The organism is Virgibacillus sp. DJP39, from assembly GCF_049310925.1.
Taxonomy (GTDB): Bacteria; Bacillota; Bacilli; order Bacillales; family Amphibacillaceae; genus Virgibacillus_F.
Map to the genome: position 1 here is coordinate 1 of NZ_JBMERP010000124.1, position 7294 is coordinate 7294.

Sequence of the window (7294 nt, forward strand, 5' to 3'; positions counted from 1 at the left end):
TTATTGAACATAAATTGCTGGAAAGAGATGCAAATCTTAAAGATAAAGTGATAAACTTCGAAAACAAGGATACAAAACCGAACCGGCATTTTGTAAGCTTTTAGACATAAAGGGGGATCCGTATATGGGTCTCATCCGATATGGGGTTGAAGAAGGGGTTATAACTGATGGACATCACAATTGAGAAATTACAGGATGCAGATGCCGCAAAATTATTTGAATTTGAGCTTGAAAACAGGGATTATTTTGAGGGGATGGTCCCAAGTCGCGGGGATGATTACTATAACTTTGAAACCTTTAAAGAAAGGAATAATGCCTTACTGGATGAACAGGAACAAGGATTATCCTATTTCTATTTAATTAAGAACAAAGATGGTTTAATTCTTGGAAGGATGAACTTAGTAGATATTGAAAAATCTATCGGTCTGGGTCATATCGGTTATAGAGTGGGAGAAGCACATACTGGAAAAGGGATTGCTAACATAGCATTGAAACTGTTATTAGAAACTATAAGTGAACTAGGTATTAAACAGATTTCAGCGAAAACAACAACTAATAATATAGCTTCTCAAAAAGTATTGGAGAAAACGACTTTACATACATAGCAACAAGTGATGAAGAATTTAACATGAATGGACAAATTGTATCCTTTGTTTATTATAAATGGGATAACTACTTCAACTAGGTAGTGTTTTCCTTAAATATAAAACTTCACTTTTCAAGACGCAGGTTTGAACAAGATGGAACTTTTTTTAAAAAGAATCGTAAATAAAGTATTGGGGAAAACAAATCCACTTTGGGGGGGTCTTAGGATGGATTACGGTTTGTTGATTATTGGAATAGCTCTTTTAGTTGTTGCATATTTAGTAGCAGTGAAAAAACAAACCTGGCTGTTAGCCGGGTTTAATGAAAAGGCAATTAAAAATAAGGATCTATTAGGTAAAGTGACTGGAGGCGTTTTTTTCCTTCCGTTAGGGCTGTTGGTAGTTATGAGTAGTTTAATTGAATATCCTTATGAAAAAACGGTACTTATAGTTGCTATGCTATTTTTGTTAACGACTGTGTACTTGTTTATTAATAGGAGACTACTGGACTAGTTTGACTTAAGGATCAGTGACTATTGTTAGGATGCAAGGGTAGGGAACGAGGAATTGATGGGGAGGGATATCAGTGCGAATTAGAAATTCCGCAAAAGCCTTATTAGTGTGTAAAGGAGAAATTTTACTAACAAAAAACCAAGATAACGAAGGTTATTTCTACCTTTGTCCCGGTGGAGGCCAGGAACATGGTGAGACACTTCATGCTGCAATACGTAGGGAATGTATTGAGGAGATTGGATACAATGTAGAAGTTGGGGAGCTCCTTCACATACGAGAGTATATAGGGCGGAATCATGAACACGCATCGTTCGACTATGATGTACATCAGGTTGAATATTATTTCCTGTGTGAGTTAAAAGATGAAGTAGATCAAGGTATAGAACCTTCTAATCCGGATAGTCATCAAGTAGGTATAGAATGGGTGCATATTGATGATTTGCAAGAATCCAGACTTTATCCTAAGGAACTAAAAAAGTATATTGTTAAGCATCTTAACAATGAAAAGAGTTCGGTTTATCTTGGTGACATTAACTAAATCCTGCCCGTTCATAAGGTGCAGGATGGAACACATTAGAGCTTCGTAATAGCAATGTTTTTTGTTGATTCGTTTTTTCAATCAATTATTGCTAAAATAAGAGTAATTCATTAGATAAGAATTGGGGTGGGAATTGTAGTGGATATTGATTGGAATGCAACAGGAATGTCAAAGCGTTTTGTCAGCTAATTACAAGGTTTATCCTCAAAAAAAGTACAAATAGAAAAGGTGATTTTGTTTGGTTCCAGAGCTAGGGGGGATTACCAGAGATCTTCTGATATTGTTGATTTAGCTGTTTATACGAGGGCAATTTCTCATACTGCCCAGAACTTAATAGAACAAGCAATTTATGAGAGGCCCACTCCTTTAAAAGTTGATTTTCAATATTCGAAAAGAAGGTGTGGTTGTATATGAACAAAGAAATGCTTTTCGAGAAGCTTAATGATTATAAACGTGCCAGTGCCAGGTTAAACGAATCAACAAAAATCCAAATAAATGATGAGATTGTATACGATGGTGTGATACAGCGATTCGAATTCACTTTCGAATTAAGTTGGAAGCTTATGAAAATGTTTTTAGAATATGTTGGATTCACAGAAATCAAAAGTCCCAGGACAACGATTCAAGAAGCATATACATATGGCTTAATTGAAAACGGTGAACAATGGATTGGTATGATGATAGACCATAGTAAAACCCTCATCTTTATGATGAAGATGAAGCTAAACTAATTTATGAGAAAGTTAAACGTAGCTATAGTCATCTATTATCTGACCTGTGTGAAAAACTGGAAGAAGAATTGAAAAAAGTAAATTAGAACTTGAATCTGTAGTGTGTTGTTGGAGGACTTTTTTGCTTCTTCAAGGAGAAACATTTTTACAATCTGAAAGTGCAAAAAGGAGCGTTAGTTATGCTAATTCAATGTACAAAGAAACTGCTAACTGAATTAAAGGTGAGTCCAATGCCGTCTGAAGAAGGAGTTCCATTGTTTTCTTGGCATGCTAATATATTGACTGTGAACAGGAGAAAAACGCTTGTGCTTGTGAACGATAGCAATCGCTATATTATTGTCCTTCACGGTTTAAAAGCAAAAGATTTCAAAAAAATAGATGAATTAATCTTGCAAGCGATACGTGAAACGTACAAAGAAGAGAGCATCAGGGATGAGGTTATTGAATCTTATCTTTCTCAGTCGCAGGTGTTGACCTTCACAAAAACAAGGGATAAAACCTTAGTTGCCAGGATGAATAAGGCGTGTGACAATGTCTATTTATTTGGGGAAGACCTAGTTCAACATTCAATCTATCAGGTTTTTTTGAGTAAGCGGGCAAGCCGTTTAATCGTTGGGCGAGGAAGTAATGACTATACTAGACCGAATGAAGATTTATATCACGATTTAGAGAAATTAACAGGGGGCCCCATATTTAATTCAGAAGCGGTTACCCTTAGCGTCACATTAGAACTGGAAAATGTTCATGTTTGGCGCAGAATCGTCGTTCCGAAGAATTACACTTTTCCGGATCTACATCGTGCATTACAAATAGTGTTCGGTTGGAAGGACTATCATCTTCATGAATTTCTTGTTCTTCCAGAGCAAAAAGACAATTCCAAACCGATTATGAATCTAGTGTGTCATGAAGAGGCTTTAAATTATGAATCTGGAATACCGATGGAGTTGGAAACGGGGGTAAAGCTATTAGATTATCTTCCTGCTGAAATAATGTATAACTATGACTTTGGAGATTATTGGGAGCATCGCATTGTTGTTGAAAATCATATAGACGATTATGAATTTAATTATCCTACTTGTATAGCAGGAGAAGGAAATGCACCACCTGAAGATGTTGGTGGAGATCCTGGCTATGAAACATTTCTTGGAATTATTTCTGACCCAGCTAATCCAGAGTATAATCATACCAAAATTTGGAGTATAAGCCAGGGATACGAGGATTTTGATATTGATATGATAAATAGAAGACTGAAGTATTGGTAAGAATTTCCGTTCCAGTCACTTGAAACTATTCTAAATAATTCCGGGTGGCTGGCACTTGTCTAGGGGAGATAGGAATGTATAGAATTGCAATCATTACTGATATTCATGGAAACATATACGCATTGAATGCTGCTCTGAAAGATATCAGAGACAAATCAGTGGACTTCATATATTGCCTTGGAGATATGATTGGCATTGGACCTTTTTCAAATGAAGTGTTGGATGCTTTGTTGGTTTTTGAGAATCTTGAAATGATTACTGGAAACCACGATGAAGCAGTCTTGGCACTTCTTAATAATGAACCTTATCCCAAAAGCAGGACTAATGTTATTCCACACCATGAGTGGATTGCAGAAAGACTGAGTAAGAAACATAAATCTGTATTGGAAAAACTCCCTCGTATAATTAATTCAACTATCTATGACCAAACCCTACATCTCATTCATTATCCGATGAAACAATCACTGCAGAATGCTCCTATAAGTAAAGACCCTTTTGATTTGACTGGTAGGCCTTTACCTGAGAACTTTTCTATTTTAGATGGGCTGAATAACCCTTCACTGGTTTGCTTTGGACACGATCATAGCAAACATCATTTTGATTCTAATAATATAACGTTTTTCAATCCTGGCTCCCTTGGTTGCTTTAATGAACCTTTTGCGCGCTATGGAATTGTAGATATAGACAGGACTGGGTTTACTATAAAGCAGCAGTACGTCGCTTATGAATTGAATACGTTTATTGGTGAATTAAGTAAAACAGACATTCCACGAAGAGAGATAATACTTAAAATGTATGAGTAAGTACAACAGAAGGGGGGCTCCAGATGAAAGTTAGACTTAGCGATTTTAATGAAAACTGGGCAGAAATGTTTAAAATGGAAGCTGAATTTCTAAGGACAATATTTGGCGATGAAGTAATCAAATTTGAACATTTTGGGAGTACCGCAGTTCATGGCTTAAAGGCAAAACCCGTAATCGACATGATGTGTATTGTTAAAGACATAAACAAAATTGATGCGTTCAATGACACAATGATCTCCCAAGGGTATGATATTGCTGGAGAATGGGGTATTGAAGGTAGAAGGTTGTTCCGGAAAGGCGGGAAAAACAGAACGCATCATATTCATTTCTATCAGGCAGACAACCCACAAATTGAACGACATTTACTATTTCGAGATTATTTGCGTTCCCACCCGGAAGAAGTAGTAAAGTATAGCCGTTTCAAAGAAGAGTTGGCTCAACGTTTTAATAACACAAGTGAATATAGTCCGGCGAAAAAAGAATTTGTTAAGGAAATGGAACAGAAGGCATTGCTTTGGTTTGAGGAGATCAAGTGAAAATCAGAGGGAATAGATTTTTTAAGTCAAATTATGAACTTATTTTGCTTGATTTACCGGGCCATGGTGAGTACAAAGCAAAAATATCTAACGATTATTTTGAAGATACACTTGATTGGACTGTATCTGAAATTAAGAAGAATGGGAAAGGGTATATTTTAGGACTTTCATTAGGAGCATCATTAGCGATTCACATTGCGCAAAGGGAACCAAATCTTGTGAATGGGATCGTATTAACAGGATATTCACCCTATATCCCAGACGAGTTAAAAGACATTATGGTGAATCAATATAATTATTTCATAAATATTGAAGAAAATGATGAGAATATCGCCGCGCATTTTCAAGATGTTCACGGAGAAAAGTGGTTTGACACGTTGAAAAAGGTTTTATACACAATGACCTTTAATTATCCTTCAGTTACTGATAAAGAATTAACCAGACTAAAGGTTCCAACATTAGTTTTAAACGGTAGTAAAGACATACACGAAATAGAAGCTGTAACATACATTAAAAGGCAAAACAAAGAAATTGAAATTGGTTTAGTACCAATTGCAGGTCACACAGCAAATATCGACCAGCCTGATGTATATAATTGTATGGTGAATGAGTTTTTAAGTAAACACAGTTAATTTAAACTAACAAAAGTATTATAGACTGATTGAATAATGGCTTTGTACATAGGAGAGTAAAGTATTGTTATTTAAAAAAGAAATCATTCTGATAGGAACTTTTCATTTCGAGCAGGATAGAGAAATAATGGAAAATAAAGAAGGAGAAATAGAAGAGTTTGTTGACTATCTGTCTGACTTTAAACCATCAAAAGTGGCATTGGAATGGGAGAAAGAGCAAAATGATAATCTAAATAAAGAATATAAAATTTCGAATGGTAATTACCTGATAGATGAAGTTCAACAAGTAGGATTTAGGCTAGCAAAAAAATTAGAGCACAATAGAGTATATGCAGTAAATTGGACTGGTCATCTTACTCAAGGTGAAATGACGAACCTTAATAACACAATCCAGCGTTCATATCCAGGAGTCTTAAACTCTATGAGATCCATGAGTGAGAATGGTCCTATCATTAATTCAAATACTAATTTAATTGATTCCTACCGAAAGTTAAACGATAGTGACTATGTAAGGGAACTAGAAGAAATGTATTTGTCCTTTGTGTTGGTAGAAGATGACATGGGGGAAAGAATCGGGGTTAATTTCCTGACCAAATGGGCGGAACGGGAATTGATGATTGTTATGAATATAATTGAAACAACAGCAGACAATTCTGATGAACGTATCCTCCTCATTATTGGAAGTGATCATCTATGGATGCTGAGAAAGTTGTTTGAAGGAAGTGGATGGGATGTTATAAATCCATTCATTGAAAGCACATAGTCTTAACTAGGGGACGTGGGAAAAGTGATACAAGATTTAAAAATGGTAGACAGAGAGAAACTATCAAGTTTAATAAACACTATTGATACAGATTTTGATATAGAAGAAATAGAAGATATTAAGGCAAATTCCACTAAGTGTATTGTGTGGGAGGAAGATGCGATTTTAGGATTAGCATATGCAACTGTTCTAACTAACGACGCAAATGAAAAAGAAGCCCAGGTAAGTTATATGTTGGACCCCAATCAAGAAGTAAGGGTATTGGTACAGCATTGTATAATGAATTGGAGACTTATCTTACTGAACTAAAACCAGATTTACTAAGTGCTTACATAAGAGTTGATCTACATGATCCGGGTTCATTCTGTAAAAAGGCTGGCTTCCATAAATGGTGGGGTTCAACTGAATTATTTTACAGTGGAGGAGGATTTCCGCAAAGTAAGATAGAGTTCTCAGTATATGAAGATAAGTATTTCGAACAGTACGTAAAAGTCAATCAAGAATGTTATTATCCGATACAAAAATCCAATGATTTAAAACCTTATATTGCATCGGAAAAAGTAATTAAACAGTACAAATTAAATAATAAAGAAAATGTTTATTTGGCATTAGATAATGAAGAAATTATAGCATCAGTAACGATTGGTAATGGAGAAATAGATAATCTTATTGTAGCTCCAAACTATCAAGGCAAAGGTTATGGAAAAGAGGCTCTCCAATTTGGAATGAATAAATTGTTAAGGCAGGGTCACAAAGAAATACGTATCTGTTATATGGAGAATAACACCGTTGCCGAAAACTTATATTATTTACTAGGTTTTAAGTTTCTCCAAAACACCCATGTTTATAGGAAATTTTTATAACATCGATTGTGACCAAAGGGGCCCTTCTTTAAAGCCATTGCTCTTGTTCATTTATAGAAATAGATATAT

General features: G+C 35.3%; 10 protein-coding genes and 3 pseudogenes. All 13 read left to right on the forward strand.

The annotated features are described in order from the left end of the window. Window positions 1–94: 94 nt before the first annotated feature. A pseudogene (locus ACOI1D_RS20550) lies at window positions 95–184 on the forward strand (hypothetical protein); the annotation flags it as partial. After that, window positions 168–685: pseudogene (locus tag ACOI1D_RS20555) on the forward strand (GNAT family N-acetyltransferase). The pseudogenes ACOI1D_RS20550 and ACOI1D_RS20555, both read left to right, overlap by 17 nt. 127 nt (window positions 686–812) lie before the next feature. Beyond that, window positions 813–1097 carry a DUF3784 domain-containing protein gene (locus ACOI1D_RS20560; protein ID WP_422503949.1) on the forward strand — a complete coding sequence of 95 codons (285 nt, stop codon included), beginning with the start codon at window positions 813–815 and terminating at the stop codon, window positions 1095–1097. 73 nt (window positions 1098–1170) lie between these two features. Then, window positions 1171–1635, forward strand: coding sequence for an NUDIX domain-containing protein (locus ACOI1D_RS20565; protein WP_422503951.1), 465 nt, complete (start codon window positions 1171–1173; stop codon window positions 1633–1635). A gap of 216 nt (window positions 1636–1851) precedes the next feature. Continuing rightward, window positions 1852–2049: pseudogene (locus ACOI1D_RS20570) on the forward strand (nucleotidyltransferase domain-containing protein); the annotation flags it as partial. Then, window positions 2046–2366 carry an HI0074 family nucleotidyltransferase substrate-binding subunit gene (locus ACOI1D_RS20575; protein WP_422503953.1) on the forward strand — a complete coding sequence of 107 codons (321 nt, stop codon included), beginning with the start codon at window positions 2046–2048 and terminating at the stop codon, window positions 2364–2366. The pseudogene ACOI1D_RS20570 and the gene ACOI1D_RS20575, both read left to right, overlap by 4 nt. A 179-nt stretch (window positions 2367–2545) precedes the next feature. Continuing rightward, window positions 2546–3628, forward strand: coding sequence for a plasmid pRiA4b ORF-3 family protein (locus ACOI1D_RS20580; protein ID WP_422503955.1), 1083 nt, complete (start codon window positions 2546–2548; stop codon window positions 3626–3628). A gap of 74 nt (window positions 3629–3702) precedes the next feature. Next, entirely contained in the window at window positions 3703–4431 is a 729-nt protein-coding gene (locus tag ACOI1D_RS20585) for a metallophosphoesterase family protein (protein ID WP_422503957.1), read from the forward strand. A 23-nt stretch (window positions 4432–4454) separates the two neighbouring features. Continuing rightward, the gene (locus ACOI1D_RS20590; RefSeq protein WP_422503959.1) at window positions 4455–4967 is read left to right on the forward strand and encodes a GrpB family protein; all 513 of its coding nucleotides are present in this window, start codon (window positions 4455–4457) and stop codon (window positions 4965–4967) included. Continuing rightward, window positions 4964–5599, forward strand: a complete 636-nt coding sequence (locus ACOI1D_RS20595; RefSeq protein WP_422503960.1) for an alpha/beta fold hydrolase — start codon at window positions 4964–4966, stop codon at window positions 5597–5599. The genes ACOI1D_RS20590 and ACOI1D_RS20595 overlap by 4 nt, the downstream gene beginning before the upstream one ends. Before the next feature lie 64 nt (window positions 5600–5663). Further along, window positions 5664–6362 carry a DUF5694 domain-containing protein gene (locus tag ACOI1D_RS20600; protein WP_422503962.1) on the forward strand — a complete coding sequence of 233 codons (699 nt, stop codon included), beginning with the start codon at window positions 5664–5666 and terminating at the stop codon, window positions 6360–6362. A 24-nt stretch (window positions 6363–6386) separates the two neighbouring features. Continuing rightward, window positions 6387–6671 (forward strand): hypothetical protein, encoded by a 285-nt coding sequence (locus ACOI1D_RS20605; RefSeq protein WP_422503964.1) that lies wholly within the window; start codon window positions 6387–6389, stop codon window positions 6669–6671. After that, on the forward strand, window positions 6647–7225 hold the full coding sequence (locus ACOI1D_RS20610; RefSeq protein WP_422503965.1) for a GNAT family N-acetyltransferase: 579 nt from the start codon (window positions 6647–6649) through the stop codon (window positions 7223–7225). The genes ACOI1D_RS20605 and ACOI1D_RS20610 overlap by 25 nt, the downstream gene beginning before the upstream one ends. Window positions 7226–7294: the final 69 nt, after the last annotated feature.

Bases quoted from the DNA above. Each gene is read 5' to 3' on its own strand.
- ACOI1D_RS20590 (WP_422503959.1), top strand. From the start codon at position 4,455: ATGAAAGTTAGACTTAGCGATTTTAATGAAAACTGGGCAGAAATGTTT.
- ACOI1D_RS20575 (WP_422503953.1), top strand. From the start codon at position 2,046: ATGAACAAAGAAATGCTTTTCGAGAAGCTTAATGATTATAAACGTGCC.
- ACOI1D_RS20580 (WP_422503955.1), top strand. From the start codon at position 2,546: ATGCTAATTCAATGTACAAAGAAACTGCTAACTGAATTAAAGGTGAGT.
- ACOI1D_RS20560 (WP_422503949.1), top strand. From the start codon at position 813: ATGGATTACGGTTTGTTGATTATTGGAATAGCTCTTTTAGTTGTTGCA.
- ACOI1D_RS20585 (WP_422503957.1), top strand. From the start codon at position 3,703: ATGTATAGAATTGCAATCATTACTGATATTCATGGAAACATATACGCA.